The organism is Sphingomonas pokkalii, from assembly GCF_003096275.1.
Classification (GTDB): Bacteria; Pseudomonadota; Alphaproteobacteria; order Sphingomonadales; family Sphingomonadaceae; genus Sphingomonas; species Sphingomonas pokkalii.
This window is the reverse complement of the sequence record NZ_QENQ01000001.1, coordinates 2910300-2927020: the sequence shown is the minus strand read 5'-3', so window position 1 is coordinate 2927020 and position 16721 is coordinate 2910300. Positions and strand designations below refer to the sequence as shown.

14 protein-coding genes are annotated in these 16721 nt (G+C 65.6%); 4 read left to right on the top strand and 10 right to left on the bottom strand.

Going from position 1 to position 16721, the window contains the following annotated elements; all coding sequences use genetic code 11:
- Window positions 1-10 precede the first annotated feature (10 nt).
- Window positions 11-166, top strand: a complete 156-nt coding sequence (locus DD559_RS19845) for a hypothetical protein (protein ID WP_019367690.1) — start codon at window positions 11-13, stop codon at window positions 164-166.
- A gap of 62 nt (window positions 167-228) precedes the next feature.
- Here the strand turns inward: DD559_RS19845 and DD559_RS13375 are convergent, their stop codons facing one another.
- Genes DD559_RS13375 through DD559_RS13365 form a run of 3 tightly spaced genes read right to left on the bottom strand, consistent with a single transcriptional unit; the run spans window position 229 to window position 2312 of the window.
- Window positions 229-615 (bottom strand): type II toxin-antitoxin system death-on-curing family toxin, encoded by a 387-nt coding sequence (locus DD559_RS13375; protein WP_116469612.1) that lies wholly within the window; start codon window positions 613-615, stop codon window positions 229-231.
- A complete protein-coding gene (locus DD559_RS13370) occupies window positions 612-839 on the bottom strand; it encodes an AbrB/MazE/SpoVT family DNA-binding domain-containing protein (protein WP_116469611.1) in 228 nt (75 codons plus the stop codon). Before DD559_RS13370 ends, DD559_RS13375 begins: the two co-directional genes overlap by 4 nt.
- A gap of 15 nt (window positions 840-854) precedes the next feature.
- Window positions 855-2312 carry an MFS transporter gene (locus DD559_RS13365; protein WP_206364502.1) on the bottom strand — a complete coding sequence of 486 codons (1458 nt, stop codon included), beginning with the start codon at window positions 2310-2312 and terminating at the stop codon, window positions 855-857.
- Between the two features lie 147 nt (window positions 2313-2459).
- On the opposite strand from DD559_RS13365, the gene DD559_RS13360 reads away from it, so the two are divergent.
- Together DD559_RS13360 and DD559_RS13355 are read left to right on the top strand one after the other, a co-directional pair.
- On the top strand, window positions 2460-3605 hold the full coding sequence (locus DD559_RS13360; RefSeq protein ID WP_116469610.1) for an acyl-CoA dehydrogenase family protein: 1146 nt from the start codon (window positions 2460-2462) through the stop codon (window positions 3603-3605).
- A gap of 44 nt (window positions 3606-3649) precedes the next feature.
- Complete coding sequence (locus DD559_RS13355; RefSeq protein ID WP_116469609.1) at window positions 3650-4438, top strand: SDR family oxidoreductase; 789 nt, start codon at window positions 3650-3652, stop codon at window positions 4436-4438.
- A 21-nt stretch (window positions 4439-4459) separates the two neighbouring features.
- Here the strand turns inward: DD559_RS13355 and DD559_RS13350 are convergent, their stop codons facing one another.
- Both DD559_RS13350 and DD559_RS13345 read right to left on the bottom strand, forming a co-directional pair.
- Window positions 4460-6715 carry an NADP-dependent malic enzyme gene (locus tag DD559_RS13350; protein WP_116469608.1) on the bottom strand — a complete coding sequence of 752 codons (2256 nt, stop codon included), beginning with the start codon at window positions 6713-6715 and terminating at the stop codon, window positions 4460-4462.
- A 91-nt stretch (window positions 6716-6806) separates the two neighbouring features.
- Entirely contained in the window at window positions 6807-8333 is a 1527-nt protein-coding gene (locus tag DD559_RS13345) for a hypothetical protein (RefSeq protein ID WP_116469607.1), read from the bottom strand.
- A gap of 107 nt (window positions 8334-8440) precedes the next feature.
- Between DD559_RS13345 and mutS the strand changes: the two genes are divergently transcribed.
- Entirely contained in the window at window positions 8441-11023 is a 2583-nt protein-coding gene (gene mutS / locus DD559_RS13340; RefSeq protein WP_116469606.1) for a DNA mismatch repair protein MutS, read from the top strand.
- 6 nt (window positions 11024-11029) lie between these two features.
- Here the strand turns inward: mutS and DD559_RS13335 are convergent, their stop codons facing one another.
- The 5 genes from DD559_RS13335 to uvrB form a co-directional block, all read right to left on the bottom strand.
- Window positions 11030-12718 (bottom strand): putative bifunctional diguanylate cyclase/phosphodiesterase, encoded by a 1689-nt coding sequence (locus DD559_RS13335; RefSeq protein ID WP_276308197.1) that lies wholly within the window; start codon window positions 12716-12718, stop codon window positions 11030-11032.
- Window positions 12719-13239: 521 nt separating this feature from the next.
- Window positions 13240-13770: a hypothetical protein gene (locus DD559_RS13330; RefSeq protein WP_116469605.1), complete on the bottom strand. Its 531-nt coding sequence runs from the start codon at window positions 13768-13770 to the stop codon at window positions 13240-13242.
- Between the two features lie 90 nt (window positions 13771-13860).
- On the bottom strand, window positions 13861-14181 hold the full coding sequence (locus tag DD559_RS13325; protein ID WP_116469604.1) for a HigA family addiction module antitoxin: 321 nt from the start codon (window positions 14179-14181) through the stop codon (window positions 13861-13863).
- Window positions 14150-14437 (bottom strand): type II toxin-antitoxin system RelE/ParE family toxin, encoded by a 288-nt coding sequence (locus DD559_RS13320; RefSeq protein WP_116469603.1) that lies wholly within the window; start codon window positions 14435-14437, stop codon window positions 14150-14152. The genes DD559_RS13325 and DD559_RS13320 overlap by 32 nt, the downstream gene beginning before the upstream one ends.
- A gap of 65 nt (window positions 14438-14502) precedes the next feature.
- On the bottom strand, window positions 14503-16698 hold the full coding sequence (uvrB, locus tag DD559_RS13315; RefSeq protein WP_116469602.1) for an excinuclease ABC subunit UvrB: 2196 nt from the start codon (window positions 16696-16698) through the stop codon (window positions 14503-14505).
- Window positions 16699-16721 lie beyond the last annotated feature (23 nt).

Sequence of the window (16721 nt, the reverse complement as noted above, 5' to 3'; positions counted from 1 at the left end):
AGAGTATGTGATGTCGAACGAACCGCAGCGCAGCCGCGCCGTCTTTTCCACCGAGGATTTCCGCCTGCTCCGCGAGGCCGTCGGCGCCCATCTGCAGGCGGTGAAGGACAAGCCGGAATCGGTGAAATTCTCCAACCTCTACCACCGTTTGGGCCGCGTGGCCTGACGTCTTTCCTGGAGAGGAAAGGATGCCCGCCGGGTCGCGTGCCCGGCGGGCATTTCCCGTGTTCAGATCGCCTTGCTGCGCAGCCAGGCCGCGAAGGCGTCCTCTTCCAACTGGCCGGCGGCGAGGGCGAGCATGGTCTGGATGGCATCCATCTTGTCGAAGGCGATCTCGATGCGGTTCAGCTTCAGGAACAAGCGGGTCATCACCCAGGCGGTCCGCTTGTTGCCGTCCGCGAACGGATGATTGCGTGCGACGCCGAAGCCATAGGCCGCCGCCAGGGCAAATGGATCCTGCTCGCCATAGGCCGCCTTGTTCATCGGCCGCGCCATCGCCGATTCGAGCAACCCGGCATCTTTCACGCCGGAAAGGCCGCCATGTTCCGCCAACTGCCGCTCATGCACCGCAAGGGCGATGTCGGCGGTCAGGAAGCGGAACTGCGCCTCGCTCACCGGGCGAGGACCGCGAGAATATCGCGATCCTCACGCATGATCTCTTCCGCCGCCTGCATCGCCTCGGCGAAATCGACGTCCGCGGCGCGAAGCGTGACGCTGCCCTGCCCCTCCGTCAGGAAGAGGTCGTCCCCCAGCTCCACCCGAAGCCGGGCAAGGATTTCCTTGGGCAGGATGACACCGGCGGAGTTGCCGATCTTGATGATCTTGAGCGGCTTGGTCATACCGCCGTTATAACATCAGTTCGCACCGCCTTCAACGCCGCGCAGCTGCGCCAGCCGGGCAGCGTGCTCCGCCTTGCCGAAGGGGAAGCGGCGGTAGAAGAACGCCGCGATACCGCCGAGCAGGAGGTAGACGGCGCAGAAGATCAGCGTGAATCGGTCGATCACGCCCTCGGGCACCGTCCCCGGCTTGGCGCCGTCCGGAAAGCCGGAGAGGCTGAGGATCAGGCCGGTCGCGAAGATGCCGAGCCCACTCGAGCATTTCTGGACGAAGAAGAAGCCAGCAAAGAACACGCCCTCGGAACGCCGGCCGGTCTCGACTTCGCTGTGCTCGACCACATCGGCCAGCATCGAGGCACCGAGCATGGTCGAGGACACCGCGAAGGTCGCGTTGATGGTGAAGATGGTGAACAGCACCGGCAGCAGCAGCGGATCGCCGGGCACCGGGAACAGGCCGACCAGGCGGAGGACATAGGGCGCGACGAGCAGCAGCACCGCGCCGACCAGCGCGATGGTCGCAGCGGTCGGCTTGCCCAGCCAGCGGGCCATGCGCGGCGCAATCAGGAAGGCGAGGACGACGCCCAGGAACAGCGTTGCGCCGAGCAGCTGGAAAGCGAGGTTTCCGAAATGCCAGACATGGGCATAGAGATAGTTGGACATCGAGAAGCTGGTGCCCTGCGCGACGAAATAGGCGAGCGCCGCGGTCATCAGCACCAGAAAGGCCGGGTTGCGCAGCGTGGCGAACAGCTCGGCGATGCTCTGGCGGAGCGGCTGGGGTTCGATCTCCACCGGCGGCAGGTTCTTGATCTCGCGGTGGGTGCCCAAAGCCGAGCCGAGGATCGCCACCACCATCAGCGCCGCCCCGCCGATCGCGAAGCCAGGGTACCCCGCACGGTCGAACTGGCCGTGCGGCTGGCCGGCCCGCTCGGCAAGGAACCAGCCATAGGAGAGCATCAGCATCGCCATGCCCCCGCCCCAGCCGAACAGGAAGCGATAGGCCATGATCCGCGTCCGCTCCTCATAGTCGGAGGAGAGCTCGGGACTCAGCGCCTGCGACGGCACCTCGAAGGCGGAAACGGCGGTGCGCACCACCACGGCGGAGACGAACAGCCAGCCGAGCAGCGCATTCTGGCTCCATGTCGGCGGGTTCCACAGGAACAGCCAGCCCACCGCGATCGGCAGCCAAGCCGCGTACATCCAGGGATGGCGGCGACCCCATCGGCTCCGCGTCCGGTCCGAAAGCATGCCGATCGCCGGATCGACGAACGCGTCGAACAGCAACGCGCACATGATCACGAAACCGACCTGCGCGGCGGGCAGCCCTACCACCTGGTTGTAGAAGAGCAGCAGGAAGGTGACGAAGCAGAAGTCCTTCACGCCGTACGCCGCGGCGCCGAAGCCATAAGCGAGCATCGTCGGCGTCGCCACGCGCCGGCTCGGCGGCACGGGTGGGGTGTCGGCGGTGCGACCGGCCATCAATTCATTCTCCACTACGTCCCCCGCCCTCCCCGATACAGAGACGGGGACGCCCCGGCAAACGAAACACTTTGGAAGATCGGGTACGGCTTGCAGGCCGCCGTCCACACGCTATACCTGCCGGCAATTAGAACCGAGAGGATGGCCATGGCCCTCGAACCCGAGCTGTTCGACGCGCTGATCGACACGGTCCACCGCTTCGTCGCCGAGCGGCTCCGCCCGCTGGAGGCGGAGGTGGAAGCCGCCGATGCCATCCCCGACGCGATCGTCGAAGAGATGAAGGCGCTCGGGCTGTTCGGTTTGTCGATCGCCGAGGAGCATGGCGGACTGGGGCTCACCATGGCCGAGGAGGCCCGGGTGGCGATCGAGCTGGGGCGCACCACCCCGGCCTTTCGCTCGGCGTTCGGCACCAATGTCGGCATCGGCAGCCAGGGGCTGGTGATCGCCGGCACGCCCGAGCAGAAGGCCCATTGGCTGCCCAGGATCGCCCGGGGCGACATCATCACCAGCTTCGCGCTCACTGAGCCTGACGTCGGCTCGGACTCCGGATCGGTGAAGACACGGGCGGTGCGCGACGGCGACGTGTACCGCCTCAGCGGCACCAAGCGCTACATCACCAATGCCGACAAGGCGCAGCTGTTCACGGTGATGGCGCGCACCGGCGAGGAAGCCGGCGGCCGCGGCGTCTCCGCTTTCCTCGTACCGCGCGACCTGCCGGGCGTGTCGATCGGCGAGCCGGAGAAGAAGATGGGGCAGAAAGGGGCGCGGGTCGCCGATGTGATCTTCGACGACGTGCCGGTGCCGGTGGCGAACCGGCTGGGCGAAGAGGGCGAAGGCTTCCGTATCGCAATGCAGGTATTGGATCGCGGCAGGCTGCACATCGCTGCCGTCTGCGTCGGCATGGCGGAGCGGCTGATCGCCGATTGCGTCGCTTATGCCAGCGCCCGCAAGCAGTTCGGCAAGCCGATCGCCGAGCACCAGCTGATCCAGGCGATGCTGGCGGATTCGAAGACCGAGGCCCTCGCCGCCCGCGCGTTGGTGCTGGAGACGGCCGCCGCCAAGGATGCGGGCAGCAACACCACGATGGAAGCCGCGGCGGCGAAGTATTTCGCCAGCGAGATGGTCGGCCGGGTCGCCGACCGTGCGGTGCAGATCTTCGGCGGTGCCGGCTACATCGCCGATTACGGGATCGAACGGCTGTACCGGGACGTGCGGCTGTTCCGCATCTACGAAGGCACCAGCCAGATCCAGCAGCTGATCATCGCCCGCGAGACGCTGAAGCGCGGCGGATAACAAGGGCCGCTTCCACTGTGGAGGGCCGGGAGAGGGAGTTTGGCATGGACGTATCTTCGCTGTTTCGCCTGGATGGCCGCGTGGCGCTGGTTACCGGGGGCTCGCGCGGGATCGGACGGATGATTGCCGAGGGGTTCGTCGCCTCGGGCGCGAAGGTCTATGTGTCGTCGCGGCGGGCCGACGCCTGCGAGGCCACCGCCGCCGCGCTGGGGCCGAACGCCATGCCGCTGCCGCATGACGTCTCTACCGTCGAAGGCTGTCATGCGCTCGCCGCCGATCTGGCCGCACGCGAGCCCCGCCTCGATATCCTCGTCAACAATGCCGGCGCTGCCTGGGGTGAGCCGTTCGAGCGCTTCCCCGAAAAGGGCTGGGACAAGGTGATGGACCTGAACGTCAAGTCGCCCTTCTTCCTGACCCAGGCGCTGCACGGCCTGCTGAAGGCCGCCGCCTCGGCCGAGCAGCCGGCCAAGGTGATCAACATCACCTCGATCGACGGCCAGCGGCTCAATACGTGGGAGACCTACAGCTATCAGGCTTCCAAGGCGGCACTGATCCACCTCACCCGGCGGATGGCGGCACGGCTGGTGGGCGACCGGATTCATGTCACCTCGATCGCGCCCGGCGCCTTTCCCAGCGACATGAACAAGGCCGCGCGCGACCATGGCGGCACGGTGGCGCAGGCAATCCCCGCCAGACGCATCGGCGGCGCCGAGGACATGGCGGGCGCGGCGATCTTCCTCGCCAGCCGCGCCGGGGATTATCTGGTGGGAGAAACCGTCACAGTCGACGGGGGGCTCGTCAACGCATCGCTGGGCGCGAGCATCGACGGCTGACCCGTCGATGCTCGCTTGACCTCACCGGGCGATATCGCCCGCCGCCAGCACCGCCAGCGTTACCAGCTCGCTGGCGGTGGACGTCATCGGCGCGATCTGCACCGACTTCTCCATGCCGATCAGCATCGGGCCGATGGTGGAATCGCCACCCAGTTCGCGCAGCAGCTTGGCCGAGATGTTGGCCGATTGCAGACCGGGCATGATCAGGATGTTGGCCGGACCGGAGAGCCGCGCAAACGGATAATTGGCAAGCAGCTTCGGGTTCAGCGCCACGTCCGGGGCCATGTCGCCTTCATATTCGAAGGCCACGCCGCGCGCGTCGAGCACCTTCACGGCATCGCGGATATTGTCGATCCATTTGCCCTCGGGGTTGCCGAAGGTCGAGTAGCTCAGCAGTGCGACGCGCGGCTCATGGCCCATGCGGCGAGCGACCTGCACGGTGCGCTCGGCGATGTCGGCAAGTTCCTCGGCATTCGGCCGCTCGCTTACCGTCGTGTCGGCGATGAACACGGTGTGCGACTGGCCGACCAGTACATGGATGCCGAACGGGGTGCGGCCGTCGACCGGATCGATCACGCGCCGCACCTGGCGCATCGTCTCGGCATAGGTGCGGGTGACGCCGGTGATCATCGCATCGGCATGGCCCATACGCAGCAGCAGCGAACCGAAGATGTTGCGATCGCGATTGACCATGCGCTCGCAGTCACGGCGCAGATAGCCGCGGCGCTGGAGGCGCTTGTACAGCGTCTCCACCATCTCCTCGACGAGCGGCGAGTTGACGCTGTTGTGCAGTTCGAAATGGTCCGGATTGGCACCGAGCGCGCGGAGGCGATCATGTACCGATTCCCGGCCGACCAGCACCGGCGTGCCATAGCCGCCTTCCTGGAAGGCGATGGCTGCGCGCAGCACCACTTCTTCCTCGCCCTCGGCGAAGATGACGCGCTTCGGCTTGGTGCGGGCGCCTTCATAGGCCATGCTGAGCACCGACGTGGTCGGGTTCATGCGCGCGCGAAGCTGTTGGCGATAGGCCGTCATGTCGATGATCGGCCGGGTAGCCACACCCGAATCCATTGCCGCCTGCGCGACGGCCGCCGGGATGATCTCGATCAGCCGCGGGTCGAACGGGGTCGGGATAATATAGTCCGGGCCGAAGCTGTGCGACGTGCCATAGGCCGTCGCGACTTCTTCCGGCACCTGCTGCCGGGCGAGTTCGGCAAGGGCGCGGGCGGCGGCGACCTTCATCGCGTCGTTGATCGTCGTGGCGCGCACGTCGAGGGCGCCGCGGAAGATGAACGGGAAGCAGAGCACGTTGTTCACCTGGTTCGGATAGTCCGAACGGCCGGTGGCGATGATCACGTCCGGGCGGACGCGCTTGGCCTCGGGCGGCGTAATCTCGGGATCGGGGTTGGCCATCGCGAAGATGATCGGCTTGGGCGCCATCTTCGCGAGCAGTTCGGCCGGCAACGCGTTGGCGGCGGAGAGGCCCAGGAACACGTCCGCGCCCTCCAGCGCCTCGGCCAGCGTGCGCCGGTCCGTCTTGGCGGCATGGGCTGACTGCCACTGATTCACGCCTTCACGACCTTGGTAGATCACCCCCGTGCGGTCGCACATCAGCAGATTGTCCTGCGGCAGCCCCATCGCCTTGATCAGCTCGGTGCAGGCGATCGCGGCAGCGCCGGCCCCGTTGACGACGATCTTGGTCGTTTTGATGTCGCGGCCCGTGAGGTACAGCGCGTTGATCAGGCCGGCGGCGGCAATGATGGCGGTGCCGTGCTGGTCGTCATGGAACACCGGGATGTTCATGCGCTCGCGCAGCGTCTGCTCGATCACGAAACATTCGGGCGCCTTGATGTCCTCGAGGTTGATGCCACCGAAGCTCGGCTCCATCAGTTCGACCGCGTCGATGAAGCGATCGACATCCTCGGTCTTCAACTCGAGATCGATCGAATCGACGTCTGCAAAGCGCTTGAACAGCACCGCCTTGCCTTCCATCACCGGCTTGGAGGCCAGCGCGCCGAGATTTCCAAGCCCGAGGATCGCCGTGCCGTTGGAGATCACCGCAACCAGATTGCCCTTGGCGGTGTAATCATAGGCCGTAGCGGGGTTCTCGGCGATCGCCAGCACCGGCACCGCGACGCCCGGCGAATAGGCAAGCGCCAGGTCGCGCTGGGTGGCCATCGGCTTCGAAGCGATGATCTCGATCTTACCCGGGCGGCCTTCGGCGTGGTAGCGCAGCGCCTCCCGATCGGAAAACTGGACGTTGCTCTCTTCGGCCATCCGCTCGGCTCCTAATGATGAATGTTTGCGCTCCCTAAAGCAGTCCGGGAAGGCGATTGCAAACGACAGAAGCCGAATTGCGGGCTTTCCCCTACGTCTTTCGGTTCAGGGCGACCGCGTAGAGTACGCTGCCCCCGGATCGCCAGATCGGCACCAAGCGCGGTTCGGGTGGATCACGGAGCCGCTCGGTTCCGACGAGCCACACATAGTCGACCTGATCCAGCGGCAGCCGCGAAAGGCTTTCCGCCGCGCTATGGCGCGTGCGCTGGTCGAACGGAATGGCGGGATCGATGCACCGGGACGCGACGACCAGATGGGAGGGATCATGGGCATAGCCCGGCGGCCGATAGGTCACTTGCAGCAATTGCAGCGCGTCGTTCGTCCAATGCGCATTTACCCAGGCCTGACGAAATGGTGTGGCGAGATTGGCAAGATGCTCTGTCCGGGCGCGGCGCCACATATCCCCCCGGCAGGGAATCTGGCTGAGATTGAGGATACGCGAACCAGGCACGACATGATCGAGCGCGGCAAGCTCGCGGCGATAGCTTTCGGCATAGTCGGCGAAGCTCGCGGTCGTCACGCCGAACCGAACCAGCAGCAACGCCCAGCCGGCGATCGCCACCCAGCGGCGGCGCGATGGCGCAACAGCACGCCAATCCTGCAGGACGAAAGCGAGCATCGGTACGAACGGCAGCAACCGCCCGTCGATCCGGGTGGCGCCGCTGAGAACAGCCGGCGCAGCAAGGAACAGGACCAGCGTTGCCGCTACCACCGCCAGATTGGCCCCGCGCAGCCTGGCGCCCCAGACACGGCCGATCGCGAACACGATCAGCGCAGCCGCCACCGATCCCAGATCCAGCAACCGGTTCTGATCCTGCAACACGGTGGCGATCGCATCGAGCTTGTCGAGCACGTCCCAGCGGGTCACGCCGCCGCCGCCCGGCGCCAGGGCCAATGGCACCAATCCGCCAACCAGCGGCCAAAGGGAAAGCAGCGCACGCCATGACGGACAGGCTTTCCCGCTTTCGGCAAAGGTGACGCTTGCGATCCACACCACCATCAGCGACGCGCCGACAGCATGGCCAAGGAACATCGCCGGGGTGAGCGGCACGAACAACATTGCCCGCCAGCCGCGACGATCCGCCATCGCCGTCCAGCCGACCAGCGCCCAGAGCGCGACCGCCGCCACCAGAAAGAAATTGAGAAAGCCGTAGAAGAGCCAGAGGTTGTACACAAACAGCAACGCCCAGGGCAGCGTGCTGGCGCCCTGGCGGTTGCGTTGCCGGGCCAGCATCAGCAGCCCGCCGACGATGAGCACAGGAACGATCGCGCACAACAGCCAAACCGCCGGCACCAACCCCATCAGCGGCGCCAGCGGTATAACCAGCAGGTCCGCCGCCAGATTCGGCGCCGGCACCCAATGAAACGCGAAATAGCGCAGCATCGGACTGCCTGACGGCGCCAGTTCGACGGCATATCGTCCGATATGCCCGGGCACGTCGGTGAGCGGCGGGATGCGGACGAACAAGAACGGCAGCACGGAAACCAGGGCCAGCGCGGCGATCCATCGCCTGCGCAACACCGAAACCTCCCACCCATGCGCCGGAACAATCCTCATGGTCCGCGCCCTTATCCCCAGTTTCCCCAGCCGTCACCCCGCGCCGCCGGGTTGTGTGCCCCCCCGCCGATCCGGTAGCGGGGGGCATGTCTCCCGCTCCCACCCCGATGATGGCCCAGTATCTCGCGCTCAAGGAAGAGGCGGGGGATTGCCTGCTGTTCTACCGTATGGGCGACTTCTTCGAGCTGTTCTTCGAAGATGCCAAGATCGCGAGCAGCGTGCTCGACATCGCACTCACCGCGCGCGGCGAACATGATGGCGAGAAGATCCCGATGTGCGGCGTGCCGGTACATGCGATGGAAGCCTATCTCGCACGCCTGATCAAGGCGGGCCACCGCGTCGCGATCGCCAACCAGATCGAGACGCCGGAAGAAGCGAAAAAGCGCGCCGGCTCAAAGGCACTGGTTGCGCGCGCGATCGTCCGCGTCGTCACTGCCGGTACGCTGACCGAAGAGGCCCTGCTCGACAGCCGTGCCGCCAATTGGTGCGTGGCGATAGGCGAGGCCTCCGGGGGCGTGGCCATAGCCTGTGCCGATATATCGACCGGCCGGTTCGAGGTGATCGAAACGGATCCTGCACGCCTGGGTGCCGAACTCGCGCGGCTCAATCCCGCCGAGACGATTGCCTGCGAAGCAACGGATTTCGCCGAGTTCGCCACTACGCTCCGGCCCAGAATCGATTTCGACAGTAGCGGTGGCGAAGCGCGGCTGAAGCGGCTGTTCGGCGTCGTTACCCTAGATGGCTTTGGCCAATTCTCGCGCGCCGGTCTTGCGGCGGCGGGGGGGCTGGTTGCGTATCTCGAACATACCGCCAAAGGCGCGCTACCATTTCTCCGGCCGCCGCGCGTCAGTCGCGCCGAAGCAGCCATGGCGATCGATGCGGCAACGCGCGACAGCCTGGAACTCACCATCAGCAGCGCCGGCACGCGCAAGGGCAGCCTGCTGGACGCCGTGGACCGGACGGTCACGGGGGCGGGCGCACGGCTGCTGGGCGCCGATATCGCCGCACCGCTGATGGATCGCGGCGCGATCGAGGCGCGGCTCGATCTCGTCCAGCATTTTCATGACGACTCCGGCCTGCGTGACGGCGTGCGCGCCACGCTGCGGGCCTTGCCCGACATCGGACGCGCACTGGGCCGCCTTGCCGCCGGCCGCGGATCCCCGCGCGACCTGGGTCAGCTCCGCGATGGGCTGGACGGCGCATGGCGGCTGGGCGAAAGGCTCGGCCGCATTGCGGAGGCGCCCGCCCTGCTGCGCGACCTCGCCCCGCAGTTGCGTGGCCATGGCGCGCTGATCGACCTGCTCACTCGGGCACTGGTGCCGGAACCGCCAGTCGACGCAAGCCACGGCGGCTATGTGGCGGAAGGCTACGACGCCGCGCTGGACGATCTTCGCGATGCCGGCGCGGGCGGACGTCGCGCAATCGCGGCACTGGAAGGCGCGTTCCGCGCGAAAACCGGAATCAGCGCGCTCAAGATCCGGCATAACGGCGTGCTGGGCTATCACATCGAGGTGCCGGCGCGGGCGGCCGATGCACTGATGCAGCCGGACAGCGGCTTCACACACCGCCAGACGCTTGCGGGAGTCGTCCGCTTCAACGCCCCCGAACTGCATGAGGTCGCGGTCAAGGTCACCCAGGCGGGTGCCCATGCACTCGCCGCCGAAGCCGCGCATCTCGAAGATCTGTCAGGGCAGGCGCTAACCCATCGCGAAGCCATTGCCGCCACCGCGGATGCCCTGGCGCGGATCGACGTTGCCGCCGGTTTGGCGGAACGTGCTGCGGAAGGCGGCTGGGCGCGGCCCATGCTGGTCGATCACAGTTGCTTTGAGGTCGAAGGCGGGCGCCACCCTGTCGTGGAAGCGGCGGTGGCCCGTGCGGGTGGGCGGTTCGTCGCCAATGATTGCCGCCTGTCCGAAAGCTCGCGGCTCTGGCTCGTCACCGGCCCGAACATGGGCGGCAAATCCACCTTCCTGCGCCAGAACGCGCTGATCGCGGTACTGGCCCAGGCCGGCAGCTACGTTCCGGCAGGAAATGCGACGTTGGGGCTGGTCGATCGCCTGTTCAGCCGTGTCGGCGCATCCGACAATCTTGCGCGCGGCCGCTCCACCTTCATGGTCGAGATGGTCGAAACCGCCGCGATCCTCGCCCAGGCGACGCCGCGCAGCTTCGTCATTCTCGACGAGGTCGGTCGCGGCACGTCGACCTATGACGGCCTCGCCATCGCCTGGGCGGTCGTGGAAGCGATTCATGAGGAAAATCGCTGCCGCTGCCTGTTCGCGACCCATTATCACGAACTGACACGACTGGCGGAACGGTGCGATGCGCTGAGCCTCCACCATGTCCGCGCCCGCGAATGGAAAGGCGATCTCGTCCTGCTGCACGAAGTGGCAGAGGGTCCCGCCGATCGCAGCTATGGCATTGCCGTCGCCCGGCTGGCAGGCATGTCCCCTGCGACGGTGAAACGTGCCAAGGCGGTGCTCGACAAGCTCGAAGCCGGTCGCGCAAAGACGGGCGGCCTGGCGGCGGGCCTGGATGACCTGCCATTGTTCGCGGCCGCGGCCATTCATGCCGAGGAAGCGGCAGTCGACATCGTGCGCCAGGAACTCGATATGCTGGACGTCGACGCGCTCAGCCCGCGCGAAGCACTCGACATTCTCTATCGACTGAAGGGATTGGCGAAGGACGGATAGGCTGGCTTATGCCGCTTCGCGCACGGCATGGGATTTGAGGAAGGCAGCAGCGTCGTCGGCCGGCAGCGGGCGCGAGAACAGATAGCCTTGGAATTCGTTGCACCCGAAGGTGCTTAGAAACAGCTTCTGCGTTTCGTCCTCCACGCCCTCAGCAGTAACGCCGATCCCGAGCGACTGGCCGATACCCAACACCGCTTGAATGATCGCCCGCGCATCCTGTGATCTGCCAAGATCGTGCACGAAGCTCTGATCGATCTTCACCCGATCGATCGCCAGCTTGTGGAGGTGGGACAGGCTGGAATAGCCGGTACCGAAATCGTCTAGCACCAGCTGAACACCGTCGCTCCGCAATCGGGCAAGCGCGGCTTCCACGCTCGAATCCATCGCCAGCACCGCGCTTTCCGTGACTTCGAGCTGAAGTTGCCGGGGATCCATGCCGTGTCGCGCCAGAATCGCCAGAATGCGCCCCGCTATTTCCGGGCTACGGAGTTGGATGGGGGAAAGGTTCACCGCCAACGAAATATGCGGGAACCGCATCATCATCGCCGCCGCACGATCGAGAACCCATTCTCCCAGCGGCACGATCAGGCCGCATGCCTCGGCAATCGGAATGAAATCCGCCGGCGGGATCATGCCTTGCTTCGGATGATGCCAGCGAACCAGCGCTTCGACGCCGACAACCCTGTAGCCATCCGAATCGAGCACCGGCTGATAATGCAGGTCCAACTGATCTTCTGCGGCAAGCGCTTGGCGAAGATCGGCCTCCAGCAAGCGGCGGGCCTGGACCTTGGCAGCAAGTGCCGCGTCAAACAGGCGGCACTCGTTCACCGGTTGTCGCTTCGCTTCATAGAGTGCGAATTCGGCTTGCCGATGCAACTCGTCGGCGCCAATGCCGGGCTGCGCCCAGGCAGCACCGATCGAAATGCCTAACGTAACGTCCCCCGCCGGTCCGGTCAGCGGGATATGGGCCAGGGCAAGCAACCGGCGGCATTCCGCTTCCGCGCTCTCTGCATCGGGACAATGTTCGACAAGAACAGCAAAACTGTCGCCGCCGGTGCGCGCCACACGGTCCGACCCGCGGGCCGCGCCCGCGAGCCGGTAGGCAAAAGCTTGTAGCAAGGCATCACCGACGGCATCGCCAAACGCGTCGTTGATATCCTTGAACTGATACAGATCGATCACGAACAATCCGGGTTGCGCAGGGCCACCCTCGGCAAGCGCCGCGGCAAGCTGCTCATTCAACGCAGCCCGGTTCCACAGACCGGTCAGCGAATCGTGATAGGCGAGATGCCGAACCCGCGATTCCGCCTCGCGCAATGCAGTGATGTCGGTCAGTATCGTGAGAACCAGCGGTTCACCGTCGAATACGATCCGGCGACGACGGGTGACAACCTGACGGACTGTCCCATCATGTCCGTCGATCACTTCTTCCGTCTCGAGATCCTCACCCGTCGCGAACACCTGTGCGTGCTCGCGCGTAAAACGGACCAATTGATCGGGGGAAAGATAGGCGCCGATCGGCGTGGAAAGCCAATAGTCGCGGTCCTGCCCGGCCAGCCTACAGAAGGCCTCGTTGACTTCCACGATGCGATCCGCACGATCGATCAGCAACACCGGCGATGGCAGCGCTTCCAGCATCGCGCGCAGGCAGGTGCCGCGCGCTACGTTCGCGTCTCCCTGATCCGCCCGCCGCATAGGGTGCTCCGCTGAAAAACCCCTGGAGCAACGTACCTGCCCTTTCGGCTCGGGACAGCCAAGTTGGGACATGTCCATATTGGGGTCGCAAGGTTTCAATAACCCTCTGCGAAGGAACCCGCCCGCCTATGCCAAAAATGAAAGAGGCCGCCGGGCCCCTATCCAGGGTACCCGGCGACCCCCGACATGGTCAGCGGCCGGAGAGCTCCAGCCCGGGAGACCATGCGGACCGCTTCAACTGCAGCTGCCGGCGTTGATTGGAGGAGAATACCTCCCGCACGGCACCACGGACGGAGGGCTTCCGTCCGCGCAGCAGGCTCAGCGGCGCGTCTCCCGAACGAACTGAACCGACCTCACTGCTGAACCATGAGACATCGGATCACCTCCTTTCGCTTGTTGAAGAGCCTGTGCCTCTCGACACACTTGACATGTAGGATGACCCTGAGTCGCAGAACAAGTCTTGTAAAAGAATTTTATCGGTGCGATTCTGGAAGTCTGGCGCTTGCTGCGTCGCACCGCGATCAGGCCCGGCAATCCTCCACGACGCGCAGTATCTCCGGCCAGGCCGGGATCACCAGCACCGGCAAGCCCCCGCCCTCCACCACAAACCGCCCGCGGCTGAAGCCCAGCGCGTCGAGAAAGCTGTCGTTCGCGGCGAACGACATGGCGAGCATTCCCGTGCCGTCCGGCGCAGCAGGCAGCGCCCGAACCACGCTGGTGGTGCGCAGCGTGAGCGTCGCGGGCGCCGTACCGGCCCGCAGCAGCGTCACCTGCCGCGCAACGCGATCACAACGCAGCACGGCGACCGGCGGAGCGCCAGCGGTGCCATATCGCGCCGAGCCGCCATTGGGTGCGCTGCGATACTGCCAGTCCCCGGGCGTCAGCGGCCAGTCGCGCCAGTCCGCGCTCGGCGCCGGGGCGGGGGGCGGCGCGGGCGGCGGCGGCGCGACGACCGGACGGGGTGCGGGGGCGCGCGGCGCAGTGGTCGGAGCGGGCACACAGCCGGCGAGCAGGGCAAGGCCGGCACCGGCGAACAGGGAAAGCGAACGCATCGCGCGCTTATGGGCGAGTGCGAGGGGCGGCTCAACCAGCCGTTTGGCGGTTCGCGACGGAGCGGAAGCTAGCGGCGGCGCGCGGGGTCTTCAGGCGGCACGAGGGACGATCCGATCGAGCGCACCGTTCATCGCGTGCCTTGCTTCTTCGAGATCGAAGTCCATCTGAAGCCCGAGGAAAAAACCTTCCGACATGCGCAGGTAGCGCGTCAGGCGCAGATCCGCATCGGCATCGACAGGCGCTTCCCCCGCGACGACCGCAGCCAGTTTCATCGGATCGAGACCGGTACCGGCTGCCACCTCTTCCAGCGGGAGTTCGGCGCCGACGAGGAACTCCTCACGCAGGATCTCGCCGGGGTGGACATTGTCCAGCCGGTCCTTATCCGCGATGGTAATCCTCGATTCGGACATCGTCCGCGCCTCCGTCCACCCAGCGGAAGGTGATCCGCCACTGGTCGTTGATCCGGATACTATATGTCCCTTTGCGGTCGCCCTTCAACTCCTCCAGCCGATTCCCCGGCGGCACGCGCAGTTCCAGTGGGCTCATCACGCGGTTGAGGATGCGGAGCTTGCGGCGTGCGGTTTGCTGGATGTCGGAAGGCAGCTTGCGACTGCGCTCTCCAGAGAAAACCAGCTGTGTCTCGGCATCTTGGAAGCATCTGATCATGCCCTTTTCCTTTCAGGACATGATCTGCTCTAGCACAAATTTCGCGGTTACCGCCGTCAGCGCCCCTACCCCCGCCGTGGCCCGCCAAACTTGGTCTTGGTCTGCTTCCCGTACCGCGTCTTGCGCGTACCCGGCTTGCCCTCGTTGCTGCGCCCCATCACCGGCGCCTTTCGCTCGCTTTCGGGCAGCCCGAGTTCCTCTGCCTCCAGCGCGCGGATCTCGTCGCGCAGGCGGCCGGCTTCCTCGAACTCCAGGTTCGCGGCGGCGTCGCGCATCTTCTTTTCGAGTTCCTCGATATAGCCGCGCAGATTGTGGCCGACCATGTGCGGGCGATCGGCGTCGATCTCCACCGTCACCCCGTCCTTCGAGGCGACATGGGCGATGATGTCGCCGATATTCTTCTTCACCGTCGCGGGCGTGATGCCGTGTTCGAGATTATACGCCATCTGCTTCTCGCGACGACGGCCGGTCTCGGCCAGCGCGCGTTCCATGCTGCCGGTCATGCGATCGGCATAGAGGATCACCCGCCCCTCGACGTTGCGCGCGGCGCGGCCGATCGTCTGGATCAGCGAAGTCTCGGAGCGCAGAAAGCCCTCCTTGTCGGCATCGAGAATCGCGACCAGCCCGCATTCGGGAATGTCGAGCCCCTCGCGCAGGAGGTTGATGCCGATAAGCACATCGTACACACCCATGCGCAGGTCGCGGATCAGCTCGATGCGCTCCAGCGTCTCGGTATCCGAGTGCATGTAGCGGACCTTCACGCCCGCCTCGTGCATATATTCGGTGAGGTCCTCGGCCATGCGCTTGGTAAGCGTCGTCACCAGCGTGCGATAGCCCTTGGCGGCGGTCGCCTTGCACTCCTGGATCAGGTCCTGCACCTGCTCCTCGACCGGCCGGATTTCCACCGGCGGATCGATCAGCCCGGTGGGGCGGATCACCTGCTCGACGAACACGCCGCCGGTCCGCTCCATCTCCCAGTCGCCGGGCGTTGCCGAGACATAGGTGGTCTGCGGCCGCATCGCGTCCCATTCGTTGAAGCGCAGCGGCCGGTTGTCGATCGCGCTCGGCAAGCGGAAGCCGTACTCGGCGAGGGTCAATTTCCGCTTATGGTCGCCGCGCGACATGCCGTTGATCTGGCCGATCGTCTGATGGCTCTCGTCGACGAAGAGCAGCGCATTCTCGGGTAGATATTCGAACAGCGTGGGCGGCGGTTCGCCGGGCAGGCGGCCGGTGAGGAAGCGGCTGTAATTCTCGATGCCCGCGCAGGAGCCGGTCGCCGCGATCATCTCCAGGTCGAAATTGGTGCGCTGTTCCAGCCGCTGGAGTTCGAGCAGCTTGCCCTCCGCCTCCAGTTCCTTCAGCCGCTCGGTCAGCTCGTGGCGGATCGCCTCCATCGCCTGCTTCAGCGTCGGCCCCGGCGTCACATAGTGGCTGTTGGCATAGACGCGGACATAATCGAGGCTCGCCACCTTCTTGCCGGTGAGCGGATCGAACTCGACGATCTCCTCGATCTCGTCGCCGAAGAAGCTGATCCGCCAGGCGGTATCCTCATAGTGCGAGGGGAACAGCTCGAGATTGTCGCCACGCACGCGGAAGGCGCCGCGCCCGAAGGCGGCGTCGTTGCGCTTATACTGCAGCGCGACCAGCTTGCGGATGATCTCGCGCTGGTCGACCACCTGGCCCTTCTTGAGGTCGAAGATCATCGCCGAATAGGTCTCGACCGAGCCGATGCCGTAGAGGCACGAGACCGAGGCGACGATGATCACGTCGTCGCGCTCCAGCAGCGATCGGGTCGCGGCATGGCGCATCCGGTCGATCGCCTCGTTGATCGAGCTTTCCTTCTCGATATAGGTATCGGACCGCGGCACATAGGCCTCGGGCTGATAGTAATCGTAATAGCTGACGAAATACTCGACCGCGTTCTCGGGAAAGAAATTCTTGAACTCGCCGTAAAGCTGCGCGGCGAGGATCTTGTTCGGCGCGAGGATCAGCGCGGGGCGCTGCAGTTCCTCGATCACCTTGGCCATGGTGTAGGTCTTGCCCGAACCGGTGACGCCGAGCAGCACCTGGTCGCGCTCGCCCGCGCGTGCCTGCTCGACCAGCTCCGGAATCGCGAAGCGCTGGTCGCCCGAGGGCTGATAATCGGAGACGAGCTTGAACTTCTTGCCGCCTTCCGCCTTTTCGGGGCGCTGCGGGCGGTGGGGGATGAAGGCCTGGCCCATCTCGGGCTCGGCAAGGTTGGTCCGAATCTGGATCGCCATGCCGTTGAATATGGGGAGCAAGG

Coding starts and splice junctions, on each gene's coding strand:
- DD559_RS13335 (WP_276308197.1), bottom strand. CDS start 12,718: ATGCGGCGGGCGGATCAGGGAGACGCGAACGTAGCGCGCGGCACCTGC.
- DD559_RS19845 (WP_019367690.1), top strand. CDS start 11: ATGTCGAACGAACCGCAGCGCAGCCGCGCCGTCTTTTCCACCGAGGAT.
- DD559_RS13370 (WP_116469611.1), bottom strand. CDS start 839: ATGACCAAGCCGCTCAAGATCATCAAGATCGGCAACTCCGCCGGTGTC.
- DD559_RS13350 (WP_116469608.1), bottom strand. CDS start 6,715: ATGGCCGAAGAGAGCAACGTCCAGTTTTCCGATCGGGAGGCGCTGCGC.
- DD559_RS13360 (WP_116469610.1), top strand. CDS start 2,460: ATGGCCCTCGAACCCGAGCTGTTCGACGCGCTGATCGACACGGTCCAC.
- DD559_RS13330 (WP_116469605.1), bottom strand. CDS start 13,770: ATGCGTTCGCTTTCCCTGTTCGCCGGTGCCGGCCTTGCCCTGCTCGCC.
- DD559_RS13320 (WP_116469603.1), bottom strand. CDS start 14,437: ATGATCAGATGCTTCCAAGATGCCGAGACACAGCTGGTTTTCTCTGGA.
- DD559_RS13365 (WP_206364502.1), bottom strand. CDS start 2,312: ATGGCCGGTCGCACCGCCGACACCCCACCCGTGCCGCCGAGCCGGCGC.
- mutS (WP_116469606.1), top strand. CDS start 8,441: ATGATGGCCCAGTATCTCGCGCTCAAGGAAGAGGCGGGGGATTGCCTG.
- uvrB (WP_116469602.1), bottom strand. CDS start 16,698: ATGGCGATCCAGATTCGGACCAACCTTGCCGAGCCCGAGATGGGCCAG.
- DD559_RS13325 (WP_116469604.1), bottom strand. CDS start 14,181: ATGTCCGAATCGAGGATTACCATCGCGGATAAGGACCGGCTGGACAAT.
- DD559_RS13355 (WP_116469609.1), top strand. CDS start 3,650: ATGGACGTATCTTCGCTGTTTCGCCTGGATGGCCGCGTGGCGCTGGTT.
- DD559_RS13345 (WP_116469607.1), bottom strand. CDS start 8,333: ATGAGGATTGTTCCGGCGCATGGGTGGGAGGTTTCGGTGTTGCGCAGG.